The sequence below is a fragment of the Streptomyces profundus genome (assembly GCF_020740535.1).
GTDB lineage: Bacteria > Actinomycetota > Actinomycetes > Streptomycetales > Streptomycetaceae > Streptomyces > Streptomyces profundus.
Genome location: NZ_CP082362.1, coordinates 6,274,505 through 6,296,719 on the forward strand (window position 1 = coordinate 6,274,505; position 22,215 = coordinate 6,296,719).

General features: G+C 73.4%; 17 protein-coding genes. 4 read left to right on the forward strand and 13 right to left on the reverse strand.

The features are described from left to right. Window positions 1–73: 73 nt before the first annotated feature. The 4 genes from K4G22_RS27145 to K4G22_RS27160 all read left to right on the forward strand — a co-directional run bounded on the left by K4G22_RS27145 (window position 74) and on the right by K4G22_RS27160 (window position 1,739). Complete coding sequence (locus K4G22_RS27145) at window positions 74–250, forward strand: thiazolylpeptide-type bacteriocin (protein ID WP_062213866.1); 177 nt, start codon at window positions 74–76, stop codon at window positions 248–250. A gap of 308 nt (window positions 251–558) precedes the next feature. Beyond that, a complete protein-coding gene (locus K4G22_RS27150; RefSeq protein ID WP_228083088.1) occupies window positions 559–735 on the forward strand; it encodes a thiazolylpeptide-type bacteriocin in 177 nt (58 codons plus the stop codon). A gap of 205 nt (window positions 736–940) precedes the next feature. After that, on the forward strand, window positions 941–1,117 hold the full coding sequence (locus K4G22_RS27155) for a thiazolylpeptide-type bacteriocin (protein ID WP_228083089.1): 177 nt from the start codon (window positions 941–943) through the stop codon (window positions 1,115–1,117). A 244-nt stretch (window positions 1,118–1,361) separates the two neighbouring features. Beyond that, complete coding sequence (locus K4G22_RS27160) at window positions 1,362–1,739, forward strand: peptidase inhibitor family I36 protein (RefSeq protein ID WP_228083090.1); 378 nt, start codon at window positions 1,362–1,364, stop codon at window positions 1,737–1,739. Between the two features lie 10 nt (window positions 1,740–1,749). On the opposite strand, the gene K4G22_RS27165 is transcribed toward K4G22_RS27160, so the two are convergent. The 13 genes from K4G22_RS27165 to K4G22_RS27225 form a co-directional block, all read right to left on the reverse strand. Next, the gene (locus K4G22_RS27165) at window positions 1,750–3,666 is read right to left on the reverse strand and encodes a TOMM precursor leader peptide-binding protein (protein ID WP_425336758.1); all 1,917 of its coding nucleotides are present in this window, start codon (window positions 3,664–3,666) and stop codon (window positions 1,750–1,752) included. Next, a complete protein-coding gene (locus K4G22_RS27170) occupies window positions 3,663–4,418 on the reverse strand; it encodes an ABC transporter permease (RefSeq protein ID WP_228083091.1) in 756 nt (251 codons plus the stop codon). Before K4G22_RS27170 ends, K4G22_RS27165 begins: the two co-directional genes overlap by 4 nt. A 62-nt stretch (window positions 4,419–4,480) precedes the next feature. Beyond that, a complete protein-coding gene (locus K4G22_RS27175; RefSeq protein ID WP_228083092.1) occupies window positions 4,481–5,395 on the reverse strand; it encodes an ABC transporter ATP-binding protein in 915 nt (304 codons plus the stop codon). A 22-nt stretch (window positions 5,396–5,417) separates the two neighbouring features. Beyond that, window positions 5,418–6,512, reverse strand: coding sequence for a metalloprotease (locus K4G22_RS27180; RefSeq protein WP_228083093.1), 1,095 nt, complete (start codon window positions 6,510–6,512; stop codon window positions 5,418–5,420). Between the two features lie 4 nt (window positions 6,513–6,516). Then, entirely contained in the window at window positions 6,517–7,557 is a 1,041-nt protein-coding gene (locus K4G22_RS27185; protein WP_228083094.1) for a thiopeptide-type bacteriocin biosynthesis protein, read from the reverse strand. After that, window positions 7,554–10,304: a lantibiotic dehydratase gene (locus tag K4G22_RS27190; protein WP_228083095.1), complete on the reverse strand. Its 2,751-nt coding sequence runs from the start codon at window positions 10,302–10,304 to the stop codon at window positions 7,554–7,556. The genes K4G22_RS27185 and K4G22_RS27190 overlap by 4 nt, the downstream gene beginning before the upstream one ends. Window positions 10,305–10,336: 32 nt before the next feature. Then, the gene (locus K4G22_RS27195; RefSeq protein WP_228083096.1) at window positions 10,337–11,944 is read right to left on the reverse strand and encodes a nitroreductase family protein; all 1,608 of its coding nucleotides are present in this window, start codon (window positions 11,942–11,944) and stop codon (window positions 10,337–10,339) included. A gap of 81 nt (window positions 11,945–12,025) precedes the next feature. Then, entirely contained in the window at window positions 12,026–14,002 is a 1,977-nt protein-coding gene (locus K4G22_RS27200; RefSeq protein WP_228083097.1) for a TOMM precursor leader peptide-binding protein, read from the reverse strand. After that, on the reverse strand, window positions 13,989–16,127 hold the full coding sequence (locus K4G22_RS27205; RefSeq protein ID WP_228083098.1) for a TOMM precursor leader peptide-binding protein: 2,139 nt from the start codon (window positions 16,125–16,127) through the stop codon (window positions 13,989–13,991). Before K4G22_RS27205 ends, K4G22_RS27200 begins: the two co-directional genes overlap by 14 nt. A gap of 5 nt (window positions 16,128–16,132) precedes the next feature. After that, complete coding sequence (locus K4G22_RS27210; protein WP_228083099.1) at window positions 16,133–17,932, reverse strand: AfsR/SARP family transcriptional regulator; 1,800 nt, start codon at window positions 17,930–17,932, stop codon at window positions 16,133–16,135. 373 nt (window positions 17,933–18,305) lie between these two features. Next, window positions 18,306–19,307: a beta-ketoacyl-ACP synthase 3 gene (locus K4G22_RS27215; RefSeq protein WP_228083100.1), complete on the reverse strand. Its 1,002-nt coding sequence runs from the start codon at window positions 19,305–19,307 to the stop codon at window positions 18,306–18,308. Window positions 19,308–19,692: 385 nt separating this feature from the next. After that, window positions 19,693–20,604 carry an ECF transporter S component family protein gene (locus tag K4G22_RS27220; protein ID WP_228083101.1) on the reverse strand — a complete coding sequence of 304 codons (912 nt, stop codon included), beginning with the start codon at window positions 20,602–20,604 and terminating at the stop codon, window positions 19,693–19,695. Further along, a complete protein-coding gene (locus K4G22_RS27225; RefSeq protein ID WP_228083102.1) occupies window positions 20,601–22,214 on the reverse strand; it encodes an ABC transporter ATP-binding protein in 1,614 nt (537 codons plus the stop codon). Before K4G22_RS27225 ends, K4G22_RS27220 begins: the two co-directional genes overlap by 4 nt. Window position 22,215: the final 1 nt, after the last annotated feature.

The following is a 22,215-nucleotide window of genomic DNA, read 5'->3' on the forward strand; positions in this document are numbered from 1 at the left end:
GAGTTGTCATGGTCGAGACAGAGGCGACCGTCGTGTTCCCGGGGGTCGTCCCAGCCGATCGAAGGAGCCCAAGATGTCTGACAAGCCGCAGCTGTCCTCGCTCGCCGACGAGATCCTTGAGCTGGAGTCGGAGACCTTCGAGATCTCCGACTACTCGGACCAGGCCGAGGTCGTGCTGGCCGGTTCCACCTCGTGTTCCTCGACCTCGACCTGCTCCAGCACCACCAGCACCACCTCCTGCAGCGCGTAGGCGCTGGGCGCACTGCCCAAGCAGCCCTCCCGGGACCGGACTCCGTCCTCCCGCGAGGGCTGCGGGCGTTCGCGGCGCGGCCCCGCGGGGGCTCGGCGGCTCTACGAGGGCCACGGCTTCGCCGTGGAGTCCGGGGGTCCGGGTCGACGTCCTCGCGGCGCGATCGGCCCGGTTCGGGCGCTGACAGCGGATGTCAGTGGGCTGACAGCGTTAGTGCGTGCCGGGTGGCAGTGCGGACCGGTGTGATGGTGCGCACAGATGTGACCGTCCCGTGAACGGGCGGTCGCCCCCATACCGAAGGAGTCCACATGTCTGACAAGCCGCAGCTGTCCTCGCTGGCCGACGAGATCCTTGAGCTGGAGTCGGAGACCTTCGAGATCGCGGACTACTCGGACCAGGCCGAGGTCGTGCTGGCCGGTTCCACCTCGTGTTCCTCGACCTCGACCTGCTCCAGCACCTGCAGCACCACCTCCTGCAGCGCCTGATCGCTGCCACCAGTCGCAGCGGCCCTCCCGGGAGCGGACCTGTCCGAAAGGTCCGCCCCTCCTCCCGGTGAGGGCCGCTGTCACGCGCTGACAGCGGCGTGACAGCGGGGCGTGGACGCGGTGGCGGCGGCACCGGGTGGGATGGGACGAGCAGACGCGACCGCGGGGGAGTCCGGCGGTCGCCCGTCGAACGAGGGAGCCCACGATGTCCGAGAAGCCGCAGCTGTCCACGCTGGCCGACGAGATCCTTGAGCTGGAGTCGGAGACCTTCGAGATCGCGGACTACGCGGACGACGCCGAGGTCGTGCTGGCCGGTTCCACCTCGACCTCCTCGACGTCGACCTGTTCCGCCACCACCAGCACCACCTCGTGCAGCGCCTGAGTCGCTAGGGTGCGTCGGCTGTCAGCAGCCCCCGTGGACGTCCACGGGGGCTGTCGCTCGTTCGGGTGGCCGGGCGGGCTGCCGTCGTGGGCCCAACTCCCGTGCGGCGAGGGGCGATCGGGGCACTTTCGAGCGCTTCTGACCTGCGAAGGCGTTCTGGTCGGCCGGTCGGGGCCGCCCATAGCCTGCCGCCGTATCCGTGGGGCCCACAACGGGCGGCACGGGAAATCGGAGGAGAATCACGATGGGATTCAGAAGTGTCGTCGCACGCCTGTGGTCGGTCGCGGCGGTTCTGACGCTCGCCGCCGGTGGTGTCACGCTGACCGCGCCCGCGGCGGCGGCCGACTCCAGCCAGTGCCCGAACGGCTCGTTCTGTGTCTGGGAACACTCCAGCTACACCGGCAGGTTCCTGCACTCCGGCTCGTCCGTGGGCAATGTCGGCAACGACATGAACGACCGCATGACCTCGTACTGGAACCGCACCGGCAAGACCGTCAGCGTCTATGAGCACTCCAACTACACCGGCTGTATGTTCTCCGTCGCCCCCGGGAAGTCCGAGGCGGCCGTCGCCTCGCACTTCAACGACAAGATGACCTCCTTCCGGGTGGGCAGCGGCTGCTGATCCGCACCCGTCAGGGGAAGGGGTGCGGGACGGTGTTCCACTCCCCTTCCCTCTCCCGCAGGCGGGGCATGCGCAGCGCCCGTTGGCGGTGCCAGCCGAAGTCCAGCGGCAGCAGCCCGGGGACGAGGGTGGCGACGGTGTGCAGGCCGAGGGCGCGCTGCTCGGGGGAGGTCTGGTCGACGGCGATCACATCGTGGCCGGCGTCGGTCAGCGCGTCGGTGAGCAGCCGTAGATCGTCCAACAGCTCGTGGGAGCGCGGGCGTTGGCCGTCCCAGTCGGCGAAGACCCCGGCCAGCGGGCGGGCCGGCGCCTCGGTCAGGAACGCGGCGGCGTATGGCGCCATCCGGGGGAGGCCGTAGAGCTGGGCGTGGTCCTTGAGCTGCCGCACCAGGCCGAAGTCCTCGGCCATCGCCTCCAGTTCGGCCTGGCGTTCGGCGACCTGGTAGGGCAGGTGCGGGATATAGGTGAGCACCTCGCTGAGCGCGCCGGTGAGGGCCGCCTCCGGGTCGAGGCTGGCCGCCGCGCCGAAGGAGAGCAGCCCGGGGCCGCCGTCCGCCCGGATGGCGAGGGCGGTCACCACGGGCACGCCCACATCGCTGCTGGTGTCGAAGGCCCGCACCTCGTAGCCGAGCAGCGCGGCGCGGTCGAGCATGCCGCGCACCGCCTGGTCGCCGGCGGAGCGCGGGTCGACGCGGGCGAGCGCGCGCGGGCGGTACCAGGCCAGCAGGAACGCGTCCCGTTCGACGAGTTCGAGCAGGCCGAAGAGGATCGCCTCGGCGAGGGTGCCTCCGGTGGCACAGCCGTTGGAGCACTCGAAGACGAAGTTGTCGGCCGGCACGCCCGCGCTGTAGTGGACCAGGCGGGCCGGCACCAGCAGCGGGCGGTCGTCGCGCAGCGAGTGTCCCCAGATCCAGGGGATGGGGCGCGTCGGGTCGAAGGGGCTGACCATCGGGTCGTCGCGGTAGGTCTCCGGCGCGTAGTCGCCGCAGCGCAGCGGGTCGAGCACGGCCGACTCGCCTTCCCGGTCGACCAGTTCGGCGTAGGAGGCGACCAGGGGGGTGAGGCCGCGTCGGGCGTGGGTGCCGGCGTAGCGTTCCAGGCCCTCCAGATAGGCGAGGGTGCGGCTGGTCGCGTAGGCGTCGGCCTGGCCGCTCCAGGTGACGTCGTTGAGGCCGGCGTAGCCGCGCACGAAGTTGCTGCCGGAGATCGGCGCGGTGGTGGTGGAGGCCGGGTTGAGATGAGTGGTCGAGCCCAGCGCGCCGCAGACCGGGTTGGCCAACGCCCGCTCCGGCAGGGCCAGTTGGTCGAGCGATCCGGTGCGGTAGATGTCCGGGGCCGGCTTGGGCGACGGCGTCAGGAGCATCCGGCCGTGTTCGGGCCCGTCCGGCGTCGGCGTGACGCAGTGCGGGCAGAGCGGCTCGGGCAGCAGCGGGAAGGTGGCCAGGGCCAGGGTGCCGAGGTCGATCCTGGTGACGCGGGGGAGTTCGCCGTCGCGCGGGCGGGCGGCGATCGCCCGGCAGACGGCGAGCACGGCGTCCATGGCGTGGTCGGTGAGGATCGGCCAGCGTTCGGCGCCCGTCGGCTCGCCGCCGCCCTCCAGGGCCTCGCGTTCGGAGCGGGTCCGCAGCCGCTGCCAGCGGGCCGCCAGGCAACGGCCGCAGGCCGACGGGCTGTTGTCGGCCGCGCCCCAGGGGCCTACCAGCACGGCGCGGGAGGTGAGATGCACGGTGGCGGCTGGTCGCGTTTCGGTGTGCGGGTCGCGGTCGGCGGCGAGGGTGTCGGTGGCGCCAAGCGGCACCACGCGGGGCGCCGGGCCCTCGCCGCCCTCGGCGGGCCAGCGCCGTTCCAGCGCGTCGGCGAGGTGCCGGGTGGCGGCGCCGAGCGGGCCGGCGGCGGAAGGAGCGCCCTCGCTCGCGGTCAGGGTCACGAGCGGTCGCTCCAGCGGAAGGTGCGGAACGCGATCGCACCGAAGACCAGCGCGAACGCGACCAGTCCGCCGCAGGCCAGGAGGATGTCGCCGCTGTCGCCCGAGTCGGTGAGAGCGGCCGAGAGCCCGTCGTTGAGATGCCGAAGCGGCAGCACCCAGGAGAACGTCTCCATCCAGGACGGCATCGCGTCCAGGGGGTAGAAGGAGCCGGAGAGGAACGCCATCGGCACCATCAGGCAGTTGGCGACGGCGGCGACCGCCTCGGGCGTGGTGGTGAAGGAGCCGACGATGGCGCCCAGCGCCAGAAAGGCCGTGATGCCCAGGACCAGCACCGGAAGGCCAAGCGGCCAGCCGGACTCGACGGTCAGGCCCAGCGCGGGGAGCAGCGCCACGGCGACGAAGACGACGGCCTGGACCAGGCCGATGCCCAGCGCCAGCACATAGCGGGAGCCGAGCACCGCGCCGAGCGGGGTGGGCGTCATCCGGATCAGCCGCAGGATGTCGTCCCTGCGCCACTGCATCAGGACGAACCCCACCCCGAAGACGGCCGCGTTGGCAACGCCCCAGGACAGCACGCCTGGCGCGATATAGCTGATGTAGGGCCGGCCGCTCTCCTCCACCGTCTGCCCGTTGAAGATCAGGCCGAAGACGATCAGGAACAGCAGCGGGAAGGCGAAGGTGAAGAAGAGCGTGGTCTTGTCCCGGGTGTAGGCCCGGTATCCGGCCTCCGCCAGCGCGGAATGGGCACTCATGTGGTGGCTCCGAGGGTGAGTGGGGAACGGGTCGAGAAAGTGGCCTGGCGGGTGAGCAACCGCTACTCCTGCCCGGTGAGTTCGAGGTAGACGTCCTCCAGGCTGGCGGTGCGGGTGCGCACCCCCTCCAGACCGGCGATCCTCTCCACGGCGGCGAGGACCGGGCCTGCCTCTTCGGTGCGCAGCACCACCGAGTCGCCGTCCAGGGTGACCTCGGTGACGCCCGGCAGGGTGCGGGCGTCGTCCAGGCTGAGCCGCTCGGCCGGCACCAGCAGGGAGACGCCCGAGGCGCCGCGCGCCACCAGCTTCCCCGGGCTGTCCAGCGCGGTGATCCGGCCCTTGGTGACGATCGCGACCCGGTCGCAGAGCGCCTCGGCCTCGTCCAGGTGGTGGGTGGTGTAGACGATGGTGCGGCCCGCGCGCTTCAACTCCCGCAGCACGCCCCAGAGGTTGCGCCTGGCCTGCGGGTCGAGCGCCGCGGTCGGCTCGTCGAGGAAGATCAGCTCGGGGGAGTGCACCAGCGCCGAGGCGATGGCCAGCCGTTGCCGCTGCCCGCCGGAGAGGTCCTCGACGCGGACGCCGGCCTGTTCGGTGAGGCCGACCAGCTCCAGCGTGCTGTGCACGGCCGCGCGATCCACCCGGTAGAGCGCGGCGACGGTCTTGAGGTGTTCGAACGCGGTGAGCCGCACGAAGAACGCCGAACTCTGCGTCTGCACGCCCAACTTGGGCAGCAGCTCGGCGTCCCGTGGCCAGGGCGCGCGGTCGAGCACCCGGACGGTGCCCGAGTCGGCCTGGCGCAGGCCCTCCATGATCTCGATGAGCGTGGTCTTGCCGGCGCCGTTGGGCCCGAGCAGACCGAAGAACTCGCCGCGCTCGACCGTGAACGAGACGTCGTCCACCGCCCGGATGTCGCCATAGCTCTTCCGAACCGCCTCCAGGCGGACGGCCGGGCTCTCCCCGGTGGGGTTGTCGGGCACGGGGCTCTCCTTCACGAGACGGTCATGAGACGTTCAACAGGGCCTGGACGAGCAGGATCAGCGCGGTCACCAGCAGGGCCACCACCAGCACGGCGCCCACACCGTACGCCCGGTAGGCGGTGCGGGCCCGCCGGGGGTAGGCGGCGGCGCCCGGCGCGCGGCGCAGGGCCGACGTCCAGTAGACGCGGGTGGACTCGGCCAGCTTGGCGGTGCCCAGGAGCTGGCCGACGATGGTGTAGCCGTCCAGCGGGGGCAGCGGCACCAGCATCGCCGCGGCCTGGAGGGTGCCGAGGAACAGCAGCCCGGCCAGCCCCTCCCTGGTGTCGCCTTCGGGGGCCAGCGCCCACCAGACGAAGAACGGCAGCAGAAAGAGGAGATTCATCACCGCCCCGGCGCCCGCCACCACGATGCGGTGCCAACGCGTCGACATGTACGGGTAGTTGTCCACGGTGCAGTACATGATCACCACCGGCAGCCGCCAGCGGAGCCCGATCTCCCCGACCTGCCCGCCGTAGTGCCTGGCGGCCACGCCGTGCGCGAGTTCGTGCAGCGCGGTGGAGAACCACAGCAGGGTGGCGACGCCCATCAGCAGCACGGGGTGGGTGAAGACGGTGGCGGTGCCCTCGATCAGCGCGCCCAGGTTGAGCGCGAGGGCCCCCAGCATCACGGTGAGGGCGGCCAGCAGGGCGATCCCCCAGGCGCGGCTCAGCAGAAAGCCGGTGTGGCGGTGCAGCCGGCCGGCCGTCGTATGCGCGTCGGCGACCAGCTTGACGCTGCCGCCCAGCAGCCCGTTGGCGGGTTTCGCCTCGGCCTCTCCGGCCGGCGGCCGGGGGGCGCCTTCGAGCAGCCCACGGCCGCCCAACAGGCCGAGCAACTGGCCCCACTGGGCGTCGCCCAGGCGCTTGCCGAACGTCTCCGCGTAGTCGGTGCCGATCTCGGCGAGGGTGCGGTCGCCGTCCATCCGCACCATCAGGAACCGTTCGCGGGCACCCACCTCGAAGGACTGCCCGCTGTCGGTGTCCTTCACCAGATGCACGGTCCTGGGCCCCAGCAGCAGCGGTTCGCTGATCAGGACCTCGGGTCTGAGTCGGGGCCGGTGCTTGGCCAGGGAGTCCATCGGCTCACCGCCCCGGGCCGGCGTCGGCGGGCGCGGGGCGCAGCGCCCGGCCCAGCACATGGGAGAGATACGCCTCGTCCTGGAGCGTCACATGGAGCCGGTTGTTGGTCATGTGCATATAGGGGGAGAGCAGCCGCTCAAGCGCCTCGTCCGGATCGGTGACCGGCTCGTCGGCCGTGCCGTCCCAGGAGCGGAAGACCAGCCGGCCGTCCTCGGCCAGGGCGGTGACACGCTCCCGCAGCTCCCGGCAGTGCGCGGCCCAGCCGGCGAGGAACGCGGGCAGCGCCGGCGCCTCGTCGCCGGCCTCGGCCGCGCGGACCCGCGCGAACCAGCGGGCCAGCTCGGGCGCGACCTCGTCGGCCTTCCGCTCGTACTCGTCGCTGGTGATGAAGCCGGTGTCGGGGAAGAGGCGGTGCCAGAACTCGTAGTAGCGGCGCAGGAAGTCGACCAGCCGGGTCTCGTCCCGGATGAAGGCGGCGGACATCACCATCATCAACTGGGCCGAGGTGCCCAGCAGTACGGTCCGCAGATGGAGGTTCTTGGTGCGCAGCGCCTCCAGCACCAGATCGCTGGAGCGCGCGAAGTGCCACTCGGCCAGCTCGATGCCGTCCTGGCCGCCGTACTTGCCGTACTCGGGCTCGTACGGCAGCCAGCTGCGGGAGTTGTTGGGCCGCACGTTCATCCGGCCCTCGTCGTCCAGATAGCCGGCGCGTTCGTCGGCGCTGAACTCGATGTCGAAGAGCTGGTTGTAGAACTCGTTGAGGAAACCGGAGTCCACCTCGTAGAGCGCGGGCCGCTCCGCGAGGAACGCGTCGATCGCCTCCTCGGCGCGGCGCCGCACCTCGGGCTCCGCCGCCTCGGACGAGGGCTTGAGGCGGAGCCGCACATGCGGCCCCTCCAACCAGTAGTTGATATAGAACCAGCCGTCGACCAGACCTTCCTCACGCAGCTCGGCGACCAGCGGTCGCACACAACTCAGCAGCAGCGGAACGGGGTTGGCGGCGTAGTAGATATGGACGGCCTGCCACTGTCCGGGTCGGTTCACCAGGAGTCCCCTTCCGGGCGGGTGTGGTGGTGGGCGGATGTCGCGGTCTCCACGGCCAACTCCATGACATGGGCGCCGCGTTCGGTCCGCAGATGGGGGCCTTCCTCGTCGGGCAGCGCCTCGCGGAAGGTGACGACGGCCTCGTTCGAGCGCAGCAGCCCCTCGAAGGCCAGCAGTGAGAGCGGGCTGTCGACATCGACGAACTGCGGTTTGGCGCCGGTCGCGCCGCGCGCCGCGCTGTCCTTGACGGTGGCGAAGACCCGTGCCGGCAGGCCGTGTTCACGCCGCCACCGCTGCCAGGAGAGGAACCAGGCGGCGTCGCCCGAGCCGGCCGCGCGCGGCGGCAGCACCTCGGCCGGTGCCCGCCAGCTGCGCCGGGCCAGCACCAGCCGGCCGTACCGCACCCGGGGCCGGCGGGTGACGCCCCGCTCCGGCTCGGCCTCGGGGACGCCGCCCCACACGTCGAGCGGCGCCATCGACGTCGGCGAGAGCAGCAGCAGGGTGCGGGGCACCTCGGGCAGCGCCAGCGGCACCAGATAGCCGAGATAGACCGGGATCACCTCGCACCCCAGGCGGGCGGAGCGCAGGCTCAGCCGGTCGGTGTCCTTGTCGTGGACAATCGAGAGGTCTTCCAGGCGCAGTTGACGGTCCGCCGGCACCGAGCTGGTCTCGCCTGGGCAGACGATCTCGTAGTCCGTCAGCCGGCCGTGCAGGTTGAGGTTGCTGGTCACCGGGCCGCCGGTGACCTCGGCGAAGACCGCGCCCGGCGGCTGGAGCCGGCGGGCGTGCTCGCGCAGCTCGACGGAGAGCGCGCCCCTGGCGTCCCCGTCGTCGAAGCAGTGGGTGAAGCGGCTGAAGGGGAAGTGCAGCCCGCCGTAGGAGCGGTTGAGGACCACCAGCGGCTCCTCGCCGGCCAGCTGCACATGGTGGCTGTGGTGTGCCGGCTCCCGTGGCAGCGCCCCGAGCTCGGCCTCCGTCGCGTCGAACAGGCCGTCGTCCAGGACCAGTTCACCGTCCGTGCCGGCCTCCTGCCGGGCGGCCCAGCGCGCCCTGACCCCGTCGACGAACGTCCGACGGGCCGCGTCCACGGCGCGCAGCTGGGGCAGGCCCAGCCAGTTCTCCTCCGGGACGTAGTCGCCCTTGGCGTTGAAGGCGGTGCGGCGCGAGGTGAACGACAGATACTGGTCGAAGAAGTCCTCGTGGAAGTCGTGGATCAGCTTGAGCAGATCGTCGCAGCGCCCGCCGGCGCCATAGCGGGCCAGGAAGAAGCCACGGAAGGTGAGGCGCTGCGGCAGCGTCAGGTCGAACGCCGGCAGCACCCGCTCCACCGAGCGCAGCGGCTCGGCCAGCGCCTCCGTCCAGGCGTCCCGCCCGGCCGTCACCTCGGGCGCGACGGTGTCCTCATAGAGCACGGTGCGCGGCACCCGGGGCTCGGCGATGCCCAACTCCCGCTGGATATCGGCCAGCTGGCCGCGCAGCTCCGCCAGCAGCGCGCGCCGCCCCGCCGGATCGGCGGCCGGGAAGCGCCGCAGGCAGTCCGCCGGACCGTCCAGCGCGTTCGCGACCCGCACCGCCCAGGGGCGCTCCAGGGTGCGCAGCGAACGCTGGAACGCCACCAGCGGATCGGTGTCATGGGCCTGGAGGCTCAGACACGGCACCCGCACCATGCCCACGTCGAGCAGCGCGGCGAGATAGCGCTCCACCTCGTCGGGGGCCGCGTCCAGATCCTTGGCCAGCCACGCCGCGACCTCCCCGTACCGCACCTGCTCGGCGCGGTCGAAGAGGGCCAGCATCCGGTCCAGCACCCCGCTGCGGCGCAGGAAGAACAGCCGGTCCTTGACGGTGTCGAAGGTGACGGCCGTGTCGTCGTCGCCCGCCGTGACCCAGCGCCGCACATAGCGCACCCGGTCCTCGTCCAGGCCCCAGCCGGGCGCGGGCGCGACCGGCAGATCGGCGCGCCGCGCCGGGTCGGCGACCACGGCGTCCGCGATCCGGCCCACCGCCAGCACGTTCAGCCGGGGGTGGCCACGCCAGTCGCCCGCCACGGCCGCCGCCCCCGGGCCCTGGCCCTCCTCGGCGAGGCGGCCGAGCGCCACGCCGGTGAAGGTGCTGAACGGGCTGGTCTTCCGGGCGGTCCGGTAGAGATAGGCCAGCAGCGAACGTTCGATCTTGCGCCCGCGTTTGTCCGCCCGGTTCGGCGGCGTTCCGGCGAACGCGTCCAGCTGACCGTCCAGCGCCGGCGAGGCGAGCAACACCCCGTCGCGCAGCCGCTCCTCGGCCAGCAGCTCCCGCAAAGCGGCGCGGGTGCGCGTCAGTTCGGCGGTCAGCAGCGCGTCGCCCGCCGCCTCGGCCTCGGCCAGCGTGGCCCGCTCCGACAGCCAGCGCGCCAGCGGCGGCGCGGCCTCGGGATCCACCGAGGCGACCAGCGCCAACGCGGCGTCCGGGTTCCTCGGCAGCCGCAGGTTGAAGACCTCGCGGCGCAGCTTCAACAGGGCCCGCCGCACCGCCTCGTCGTCCCGTCCCGCGACCAGATCGTGCAGCAGATCCCCGAGGGACTCGGCGGCGGCCCGCAGCCGCTCCCGTTCGGCCAGCACCTCGTCGGCCCAGTCGCGCGCGGCGGGGGAGCGCAGCGCCCGCACCGCGTCGACCGGCAGCCCTGCGACCCGCAGCACAAACCTCGGCCCCAGCTCCGACTCGGCGCGTTCAGCCGCGAACTGACCCCCGTCGGTGGTCGGCGTGCCCTGCATATGCGTTGCTCCTCTCCTGCGCCGGCGTCGGCTCAGGCGATCTCGAACCGGAAGTCGGACGGGTCGGGGCGCTCATGGCCCAGCATCATGATCAACAGCGGTGCCTCGTCGGTGTCCAGCAGATCGAGCCGCTCGCGGTAGGAGATGTTGTCGAAGCCGAGCGCGACCCCACAGCCCACGTCGAGCGCCGAGGCCGCCGTGTACGTGGCCTGGGCGACGCCGCCGATCAGCGCGTTCACCAGCCGGTAGCCCCGATCCCCGACCGCGTCCAGCACCGCGTGGGTGCGGACCGTCGGCACCAGCACGGCGCCGGCCCGCTCCAGGTTGTAGTTGGCCAGGAAGTAGTTCTTCTGTAGGAAGGGACCCGGCGGCTCGTCCGTGACCTGCCGCAGCTCGGCGTCCTCGCCCGGCGTGTAGGCGTACACGCCGGGCGCCACCCCGTCCACGTGGTTGACGAAGGCGTAGAGCTTCACCAGCCCGTCGGCGCCGGCATCAGCCGCGTCCCCGCCCAGCCGCGAACCGGCCAGCGCGGCGGCCAGGCAGGCCGACAACGCGCCGCCGGCCAGCGGCCGTTCGGCCGCGAACCGGCCGAAGCTGCTGCGCCGCCCGCGCAGCGCGCCGCGCACCGCGGCTTCGAGCGGCGCCCGCGCGGGCAGCGGCCTCGCCGGCCACTCGGCCGGCGGCGACAGCGCCGCCGCCGGGGCCAGTGCCCCGGCCCGCGGGCGGCGCGACGCCTCCGCCGATGTCGTCTCCTGCATGGCGGTCAGCGCCTCGAACGACAGCACCGTGCGGGACCGCTCCTGATCCCGGTGGGCCACCGACACCTCGGGCGCCTCGGCCTGGGCTTCGGAGGGGGCGCCGGCCCAGGGCAGGGGCACCACGGCGAAGACGCCCTCCTCGGTGCCACGCACGCCGAGCAGCCCGGCCAGCCGCTCCTCGTCGAACCACAGCGCCGGCTCCAGCGGCAGCCCACGCGCCCCGGCCCACATCCGCCAGGTGCCCAGCAGCGCGCCGAGGTCCATGCTGACGGCGTGGAAGGAGAAGCTGTTGTACTTGAACGCGTTCTGCCAGTACTTGATGCCCAACACCAGGTACTGGTCCGTCGGTTGGCCCGGCGCGCCGTCGCCGAGCGCCTCCCGCACCACGCCGCTGACGTCCCCGGTCAGCAGCCGCCGCATCGCGTGGTGGCGCGCCGAGTAGTAGTGCACCCCGGGCGGCACCGGGCCGCCGGCGCCGGAGACCCAGTACACCGACACCGGGTAGAGCCCGCCGCCGGACGCGGTGCCGCGCGACCAGTTGGCCATCGGATAGAACGGCAGCGCGCCCAGGTCCGTGTTGGCCTGCACGCCGAGGCGGCGGCCGACCAGACCGTAGGAGTCCCGCAGCAGCCCGGAGAGCGTGCCCAGATCGAACGCGGCCGGCTCCTCGGGGTCCGCCGGCTCGGGCGGGGCCAGCAGGCCGCGTTCCACGGTGGCCTCCGCCGGGTAGGCGGGTCCCGCAGGCAGCGGCAGCCGCTCGGTGCCCGGGTAGTGCTTGGTCTTCCGTGGCCCGTCCGCCCAGTTGGGCACGTAGTCCACCGGCTCCATCGGCACCCGCCCGCGATGCATGATCGCGGTGGCGTAGTCGCGGGCGTATCCCATGCTCATAAGCTCCTTTGCGCGGCTGACACGGTCCGGTCGGACGGGCTGGTGTTGGTGCGGGTCAGCTGGTATCCGTGCGGGTCAGGGGAACGGGTGGGGCGCGGGGTTGAGGTCGGCCGGGGTGAGGTCGCGCTCCCGCAGCCCCGCCTCGCGCAGCCCGGTGCGCATCCGGGGCAGGGTCAGGGCCCGCTGGCGGGAGAAGCCGAAGTCGATGGGCAGCAGCCCCGGCACGATCACGCTCACCGTCCAGAGCCCCAACGCGCGCTGGCCCGGCATCGTCTGGTCCACCACGATCACCTCGAAGCCGGCCTTCTCGACGGCCGCCACACAGGCCAGCACGTCGTCGCGCAGATCGCCGGAGGCGGGCAACGCCCGTTCCCCCGCGAAGTGTTCGGCCAACGCGTGCCGGGGCGGCCGGGGCGCCCCTGGCGCGCCGGTGAGGAACTCGGCGTGCCGGCCCATCTCCGGGACCCCGTACACCAACGGGTGGTCGTGCAGCGCCAACACCTGGTCGAAGTCGGCGGCCATCGCGCGCAGTCGGCTCTCGTCGCGTTCGGTGCGCCCGGCCAGGTTGACGGCGTCCGTGGCGATCTCGTCCAGCGCGGAGGCGAGCGCCGCCTCCGGATCGAGCCCGGCGCCCGCGCCGAAGCACATCCGGCCCCGGCCGCCGTCGAACCGCTCGGCCACCCCGACGACCACCGGGATCGGGAACGTCACGCCGGCGTCGAAGAACCGCGCCTCGTAGCCGTACATCGCCAGCCGGTCGACCATCTGGCGGGTGGCCGCGCGGCGGCTGGACGCCGGGTCGAGCTCGACGAGCGGCTGCCGCCCGTACCACGCCAGCAGGAACGCGTCCCGCTCGACGACCTCCATCAGCCCGAAGTACACCGCCTCGGCGGCGGAGCCGCCGGAGGCGCAGCCGTTGGAGCTCTCCTGCACGAACCGTTCGGCGAGTCCTGGCGTGTGGTAGTACGTCAGCACCTCCGGCACCAGCACCTGACGGTCCTCGGTGAGCGACTGGCCCCACACCCAGCGGATCTCCCGATCCGGGGCGAACGGCGTGACATGCGGCTCGCGGCGGTGGAACTCCTCGGAGTAGAGCCCGCAGCGACGTGGGTCGAGCGCCGGGCGCCCCTCGGCCAGCAGCTGTTCGAGGCTGGCGCGCACGGCGTCGCCCCGGGCGCGGGGCCGCATCCCGGCGTAGCGCTCCAGGCCCTCCAGGATGCCGATCCGCACGCTGTCCCGGAACGTGTCCGCGTGCCCGCCCCAGAACGTCTCCCGCAGGTAGTCGCCCGAACGCAGCGAGAAACAGCCGATGGTCGCCGAGGTCGAGGTGGACGAGACGTCATAGACCACGGTCGGGCCCAACGCCCCGCACACCGGGTTGGCGTATGCCTCGGTCGGCAGCGCGTAGTCGTCCAGGCCCCGGACGCGGAACGAGCCCGGTCGGTGCACGGGCGAGGGCGCCAACTCCAACGGGGCGGCCTCGGTGGGGCTCCGGCAGGGACACTCGGGGTCGGGCAGCAGCGGATAGCGGCGCACGGTCAGCGTCGCCAGATCCACCAGCCGCACCTCGCCCCCGGGGGCGGTCGGCGACCGCAGCCACGCGGCGAGAACCCCGGCGATGGCGCTGGCGGCGAACGGTGTCCCATGCGGCGGCGTGCCCACCGCCGTGGTGCCGGAACCGAGCTCGATCGCCTCCCGCAACGCCTGGGACCTGGCGGCCTGCCAACGCCGCTCCAGGCACCGTGGACACGGCCCGTCGCCGTCCCCGGACGGCAACGGCCCCACCACGGCATGGTGCCCGTACACCCTGACGGGAACCCCACGCGACTGCCCGTCCCGGGCCTCGCCACCACCGCCCGCCGGGCCGGTGGCGGGTGTCGTGCCGGCGGGCGTCGGGCCGGGGGTGGGTGCTGGGCCGCCGGAGGCGAAGGCGTCGTGGAGGGCGAGGGGGGCGAGGTCGACGGGGGTGGGGGTGCCGAGGGCCTGGAGCTCCCTGGTGACCAGGGTCGCCAGGTCGGCGCAGGCCGCCCGCAGGAGGTCAGTTGGGGGCATGGCCGGCCGCCTTGGTGAGGACGACGCGGGCCGTGTGGAGGCCGGCGGAGCGCAGGTCGGCCGGGGTGGTGTCGCGGTGCAGTACGTCCTGGCCGGCGGTGCGGAGCCGCTCCAGCAGGGTGGGGAAGTCGACGGGTGACACCGCCTCGGCCGGCCCGGTGACGGGAATCGTGGCGGGGGCCAGATCGCCGAGCAGCGAGTCGCCGGTGTCCGGATCCTCGCCGGTCTCGGCGGCCAGTTGGGCCTGCCCGAGCAGGTCGCGCAGCGCCGCCACCGAGGCGTCCTCGCGGGTCAGCGCGGAACTCACGGCCCACCGGCCGGCGCCGCCGCGCTCCCTGGCCAGCACCACGGGCGCGGGAGCGCTGTCGCTCAGGTCCAGCAGTTCGACGGCCAGCGACAGGGTGCCGGCGGATCGGCCGAGGAAGACCAACTCGGGCCCGGCGTCCCGGTCGTCGACCGGCAGCGCCCTGGCCGGGGCCGCGCCGCGCACCGCGCGCAGCAGCGCCTCGTGGGCCAGCGCGGAGAGCAGCGCGTGCCCGGCGGCCTCGCCGGACGTCTCGCCCGCGCCGCTGCCCCAGGAGCCCGGCAGGACCAGCCGGTCGCGGTTGGGTGGGCCCAGCGGACGCACCGCCGCCGTGGGGACGGCCAGCTGCTCCTTGGTCAGCAGGGAGGTGACCAGCGTCCAGGAGTCCACCGCCGCGCCGAGGCCGCCGTCGGCGATCAGCTGATCGGGCGTCAACCGCACGATGCCGGCGGGGAGTTCGGTGGCCACCGTGGCCGGCACCGCGTGCTCCTCGTAGACGCCGGCCGCCGCCCGGAGCGCGCGCTGACGGGCGCCGGCCAGATGGTGCACGTCGAAGGCGGCGATCAACCGGGTGCCGTGCGCGCCCAGCGGCACCTCGACACGGGTCACCTTCAACGGGGTCTGGGTGAGCGTCTCGTCGTCGTAGCGGGTGAAGACGCCGGCATGGGGGCGGACCACCGCGTCGCTGAGCCGGTTGAGGCCGGCGACCAGCTCCTCCGCGTCCCGCGCCGACTCCACCGTCACCGTCCGCGCCACCGTCAACTCCTCGCCCAGCTCGCCCGGTTCGGCGGCATCGGCGCAGCGCGGGCAGCGCGGGTGGGGGCGCAGCGGTTCGGCGATGACGTCCAGCGAGTCCAGATCCTGGATCAGCACGGCGCCGTCGGTCTCGGCGGGCAGCGCGCCCGTCGTGGTGCGGAAGATCTCGTAGCCCAGCAGGTTGCCGACCATCGCGGCCACGGGGCCCGCCAGCGGCCCGCCGGGCGCGGCCGGCGCGGCCACCGCGCCGCCGGCCAGCTCGCTCCAGATCCGGGTGGCGGCGGCCAGGTCCGTGGTGTCCCCCAGGCGCAGCAGCGCGCAGCCGAGGCAGCTGGTCGAGGCCGGACCCGAGCGCGGCCCGACCACCACCCGGTTGCCGAACGTCCAAGCCGGGATGAGGAGTTGGTTCTCGGCGAGCCCCTGGCCCAGCAGCCGGTGGGTGCGGGCGGCGGCGTCCGCGCCGGTGACCACCAGCACGTCATAGCCGGCGAGTCCGGCGCCGGGGGCCAGCGGGGTGACGGCCACGGGGCAGCCCGCATCGGCCAGCTCCCGCGCCTCCTCCTCGGCGCGCGGGGCGGGCGATTCGACGGCGATCTCGGCGCAGCCGTTGCGCACCAGGCTCAGCGCACACCAGGCGGCGGTCTCGCCCTCGCCCAGCACCGCGACCCTGGTGTCGCGGAAGCGGGTGAACCTGGCCCCGGCGTCGTCCCGGTAGTGGTCCACATAGGCGATCTGGGCGGCGAACCGCTCCGCCACATCGCCTTCGGGGCCCGGCCCGGTGGCTGGCCTGACATCGCGGGCGAAGTCCCGCTCCAGCAGCGAGTTGACCAACTCGGCCACCATCGCGCGCTGTTGTTCGCCCAGCCCCGCGCAGATCTCCGCCAGCGGCCGGCCGCCGTCCAGGTGCGGCACGATCAGCGAGGCGAACCGGTAGGCGGTGCGGCCCATGAGGTGGAACCCGCCGTCGGCGTTGTGGAAGAGCACGCCACCCGGGGTCTGGGTGAACAGCACATCCCGGCGGAGCCGTGGCCGGATCCCGGCGAGGCCGTCGAACGCTGTTGCCATTCCTCTCACACCTTCTGTCTTGGTTGGACGGGCTGTCTGGTTCTGATCGGGCCATGGGCCCAGCGGGCGGTGCGGCGCGCGTGCAGCCGCAGCAGCGGGTGCATGTGGTAGGGGCCCGGCGGACCGTCCTCCAACAGGCCGGTGTCGGCGAGCTGTTCCAACACGTCGTCGCTCTCCGCCGGCGAGCGGCCCAGCATCGGGGCGCAGTCGGCCGCTTCGAAGGCGGCGGCGTCGAGCTCGCCCAACGCCGCGTAGACGTCGACGAGTTCGGGCCCGAGCCGGTCGACGGCGCCGTCCAGCAGACGGGCCACGGACATCCGGGGGTCGCCGGTCAGCGTCAGCCGGGCCAGCGGGTCCTCGGCCAGCCAGCTGACGCAGTCGGCCAGGGCCAGCGCCGGCCGGGTCTGGAGCCGGGCGGCGGCGATCACCAGCGCCAGCGGGTGGTGGCCACAGGCCGTGGCCAACTCCCTGGCCGCGTCCGGCTCCCCGGCCACCCGCTCGGCGCCCAGCACGGACACCAGCAGCGCGTGCGACTCGCGGGCCGCCAGCGCGGCCAACCGGTGCACCCGCACGCCGTGGGTGGCGACCAGACCGGCCAGCCCGAGGCGGCTGGTGATCACCACCGTGTGCCCGGCGAGCTCGGAGAGCACCGTGCGGGCCTGCCCCGCGTCCACCACGTCGTCCAGCAGCAGCAGGGCGCGGCCCCTGCGGTCCGCGTCGTCGAGCGCGGCGGCCAGTTCGGCGCGCACCTCGGCCACCGGGCGTGGCCCGCCGTCCGGTTCGGCCATCCGCACCAGCAGTTGCCCGCCGGGGAAACGGTCCCGCGTCAGATGGGCGGCCTGCCGGGCCAGCGCGGTCTTGCCGATCCCGGGGGCGCCACAGAGCAGTTCGGCGGCCGGCGCGCCCGAGGCGTCCGGTGCCTCGTCCAACCGCCGTGTCAGCGCCGCCAGTTCGGCGTCCCTGCCGCTGAACCACGGCACGGCGGGCAGCGCCGGCCCCGGCTCGGTGGGCTCGACGGGGGCGGGCGGCAGCGCCAGGCGGACCGGCGCCTCGGCGACCGGGCCCAGATCCTCGCCGCGCAGAATCGACAGCTCCAACTGGCGCAGCGTCTGCGACGGGTCGACGCCGAGCCCCTCCAACAGGTAGTCCTTGAACCGCCGGTACTCGGCGAGCGCCTCCGTCTGCCGGCCGGTGCGGTAGAGCGCCTCGATCAACTGCTCCCGGAACCTGCCGTGATCGGGATGCGCGCGGGTCACCGTCCACAGCTCCACCAGGGCCTGCCCGCACTGCCCGAGCGAGAGCCACAGATCGCACATCCGCTCCACCGCGCGCAGCCGCTCCTCCACCAGGCGCGGCACCTCGTCCCGGTGCAGCACCTCGGAGCGGACGTTCGCCAGCACGCCGGTCTGCCACAGACCCAGCGCCTCCCGCATCGCGGCGAGCGCCGCCTCGGGGCCCTCCTCCGCGTGCTCGGCCCGCCGCACCCGGTCCCGGAACTCGACCAGGTCGAGGGAGCGGGCGTCAGCCGTGATCCGGTAGCCGCCGGGCACCGCCTCGATGGGCGTGTCCACCACGCCGTGCTTGACGAACAGCCGGCGCAGCCGCAGCACACACGTCTGGAGCGCCGCCCTGGCGGTGGCCGGCTGCTCGTCGCCCCAGACCATCCGTTGCAGGTAGTCGACGGAGACGATCGCGTTGGAGTTGAGCAGCAGCGCCGCCAACAGGTTGGCGGGCTTCGACGGTTGGAGCACGACGGTGTCCTGGCCGTCGGTGATGCTGAGCGGTCCGAGGAGTTGGAACCGCACGGGCCTCACCTCCCGCACCCGGCGCGCACGGTGGTTACGCTGGGACGGGTTCTGTGAGCGGTGCGGGTGGTGCGGGTGCGTCGGGTGGTGGGGAGAGCGGGGGAGTGGGGCGCGAGCGGTGTCGTCATGCGGGGGCCACCTGGATCTGCGACGTTCTCCTTGTGGGGGCACCCCGACGCTACTCGCGTCGACCGGGCCTGGGCAGGGGCGATGGCGTCAGGAACCTGTCGCGCTTCGGCGCAGCTTGCTGTCAGATCCGGTCGAAGGGCAATGACATGGACGCGGTCTCAGCGGCATCCGCCCCGGGCATGACGAGGCCCCGCCGCGCGCCCTGACGGCGCGGGACGGGGCCCTGACGCGTCCGCCGTCGCCCTCAGGGCATGGCGACCACGGTGGCGGCGAACGAGAGACCGGCGCCGAAGCCGATCAGCAGCGCCAGATCCCCCGGGCCCACGTCGTTGCTGGCCAGCAACGCGTCCACGGCCAGCGGGATGGACGCCCCCGACGTGTTCCCCGAGCTGGTCACGTCCCGCGCGACCACCGTCGACTCCGGCAGGTCCAGGCCGCGCACCATCGCGTCGATGATGCGCACGTTGGCCTGGTGCGGGACGAACACATCGATGTCCGCCATGGTGAGTCCGGCCGCCGCCACCGCCCGCCTGGCCACCTCGGCGACCTCGTACACCGCCCAGCGGAACACCTGCTGGCCCTTCTGCGTCAGCGCCGGCCAGCGCGACTCGCGGTCGTCGCGCAGCGCGTCCCACGGCACGGTCTGGGTGACCGCGTCCTGCTGGGAGCCGTCGGCGCCCCAGATCACCGGGCCGATGGCCGGCGTCTCGGACGGGCCCACCACCATCGCGCCGGCGCCGTCGCCGAAGATGATGGCCGTGGCGCGGTCCTCAAGGTCCAGCAGGTCCGTCATCCGCTCGGTGCCGACGACCAGCACATGCCCGCCCTCGGCCCGCACGGTGTGCGAGGCCAGGGCCAGGGCGTGCACGAACCCGGCGCAGCCGGCGGAGACGTCGAAGGCGGCGGCCCGGTCGGCGCCGAGCCGGTGCGCGATGCCGGTGGCCACCGCCGGGGTCTGCCAGAGGTGCGTGAAGGTGGCCACGATGAGGCCGCCCAGGGCGTCCGCCGTGATGCCGGCCGCCGCCAGGGCCTTGCCCGACGCGGCCACCGCCATCTCGGTGAGCGTCTCGTCGGGCTCCGCCCACCCCCGGGTGACGATGCCGGTGCGGGTCCTGATCCACTCGTCGGAGGAGTCGATCCGCTCGCACACCTCCTCGTTGGTCACCACGCGGCGTGGGCGGTAGCCGCCCACGCCGAGCACCCGGGCGTGCGGTGCGCCGACGGCGGGTGTGATCCGCGCCTTCATCTGCAGTCCTTCCTCAGGCGTACGTGACGCGGGCCAGCGGCTCCAACCGGCCCTCTGTCAACAGCGCGCGACACCGGCCCCGCTGGATCACCCCGCTCGGGGTCCCGGGCGGCACCTCGCGCCACGGGAACGGGCACTCGCCTCAGCGCCACTGACGGACCTCTCCAGCGCCACCGCCGCCGCGTGGTCGGCGATGGGCTGCGAGTCCTTCGGCCTACCCCGGGGCCCGGAGCGTCGGCTCCGGGCCCTGGGCCCGAGGCGCCGACGTCCACCACCGCGACACACCCTCTTCGGAGCTGGGTGTGGCTGTCGAAGGCCGACTCTATCCCGGAGGCGTGGACCTCGCGTCCGCCGGCCGGCCGCCAGGACGACCCGCGCCATCGGCTCAGCGGCGGGCCCGCACCCGCCGCCGGCCGGGGCGCGCCTCGGTGCCCAGCGTCGCGCCGAGGTCGGCCGGCGCCTCGAACGTCGGCGCGGTGCCGTAGGAGGCCTTCCGCGAGGCGCGCCGCAACGTGGCCAGGATCGCCGGGCCGAGCACCAGGATCGCCACCGTGTTGGTGATGGCCCGCCCGGTGTCCCAACCCGCCGTCGACGTCAACAGCGTGAACACCGCGAACCGGTGCAGGTTCTCCCCGATCGAGTCACCCGGCACATACGAGATATGCCCGTCGTGGTAGGGCACCTCGGCGCCGGTGATGAACGGCCAGAACCACAGGTTCATCAGAAAGCCGAAAAGGTACGCCACCACGATCCCGTAGCCCACCAGCATGGCGATCTCCGCCCGCCCCGTCACCCGGCGCGGCAGCAGCCCGGCGCCCATCCCGATCCACGCCGAACACAGCATCTGGAACGGCAGCCAGGGGCCGACGCCCGCCGTCAGCAGCGCCGAGGCGAACAGCGACGTACAGCCCAGCACGAAGCCGAACCCGGCGCCGAAGACCCGGCCGGCCAGCACCAGCATGAAGAACACCGTCTCGATGCCGGCCGTCCCCGCGCCCAGCGGGCGCAGCGCCGCGTTGATCGCCGACAGCACGCCGAGCATCGCCAGCGCCTTGGAGTCCATGCCGCCCTCGGAGAGTTCGGCGAGCACGATGACGATCAGGATCGGCAGGATGCCCATGAACACGAACGGCGCGTCCGGGCCGTGCTGCATGCTCTGCGGCTCCACCCGCACCAGCAGCGGCCAGACGAACATCATCAGCCCGGCCAACGAGGCCAACGTCAGCACCACGGCCGAACGCGGGCCCACCCGGATCGCCTGGTCGGGCCGGCCCCACCGGCGGGTTCGGCGCCTCATCGCACCCCTCCTGGCAGAGTGGCCGCCACCTCGTCGACGGTCAGCCAGTCCTCGCCGAGGATCTTCGCCACCTGCGGGGCGAAGGCGGGCGAGCCGCCCAGGACCTCCACGGTCGGGCCGTCCGAGACGATCTCCCCCTCGGCCATCACGATCACCCGGTCCGCCACCGTCGCCACGAACTCCACGTCGTGGGTGGCCACCACCACCGCCCGGCCCTCGCGCGCCAGCTCCCTGACCATCACGCCCAACGCCGCCTTGGCCGTGTAGTCCAGGCCGCGCGTCGGCTCGTCCAGCAGCATGATCCGCGGCACGGCGGACAGCTGGACCGCGAGCACCAGGGAGAGACGCTGCCCCTCGGACAGGTCACGCGGGTGCGCCGCCGGGTCGATACCGGGCGCCAACCGCTCCAACAGGGCGCGACAGAAACCGGGTTCGGCGTCCGACTCGACGTCGGCCGCGGCGCACTCCTCGGCGACCGTCTCCAGATAGAGCAGATCGCTCGCGGTCTGCGGCACCAGACCGACGACCTTCCGCGCCTTGGCGCCGGACAGCTCCTTCGGGTCGACCCCGCCGGCCCGCACCCCGCCGCCCTGGCGTGGGCCCGAGCCCTGGAGCGCCCACAGCAGTGACGACTTGCCCGAACCGTTGCGGCCCATCATCGCGATCACCTTCCCGCCGTGCAGGTCCAGATCCAGGCCCCGCACCGCGACCGTGGGCCCGTAGCGCACCACCACCCCGTCCGCGCTCAGCAGCGGCTCCTCATCGCCGGCCGGCGTCGACCGCGCCGGCGGTGGGCAGGACGCGAGGCGCTCCCGCAGCGACACGGCGGCGCGGCGCGCGTCCCGCACCGAAAGCGGCAGCGGCTGCCAGCCGGCGAACCGGCCAAGCCGGACGATCGGCGGCGCGATCGAGGTGTCCCGCAGCACCTCGGCCGGCGTCCCGTCCCGCACCCCGCCGTCCCCGGGCGCGTAGAGCATCCGGTCGGCGAACGGGATCACCCGCTCCATCCGGTGCTCCGCCATCAGGACCGTGGTGCCCAGATCCTGCACCAGCCGGGCCAGCGTGGCCAGCACGTCCTCGGCGGCCGTCGGGTCGAGCGCCGACGTCGGCTCGTCCAACACCAGAACCTTCGGGTGCGTCGTCAACACGGAGCCGATCGCCACCCGTTGCTGCTGCCCGCCCGACAGGGTGCGCAGCGCGCGGCGCCGCAGCTCCGCGATGCCCAGCAGATCGAGCGTCTCCTCCACCCGGCGCCGCATCACCTGCGGCGCCAGGCCCAGCTGCTCCATGCCGTAGGCGAACTCGTCCTCCACCGTGTCCGTCACAAAACCGGCCAGCGGGTCCTGGCCGACCACGCCCACCAGATGGGCGAACTCACGCGGCGGACGCTCCCGGGTCGACACCCCGGCCACCGAGACCGAGCCCTCCAGATGCCCGCCGGTGAAATGCGGCACCAGCCCGTTGACCGTCCCCAGCAGCGTCGACTTGCCGGCGCCCGTGCGCCCGGCCAGCAACACCAACTCGCCCTCGCCGACGGACAGATCGATATCCGCCAACACCGGCTCCGGCTGTCCGTGGTACCAGAACGAAACCCCGCGCCACTCGATCACC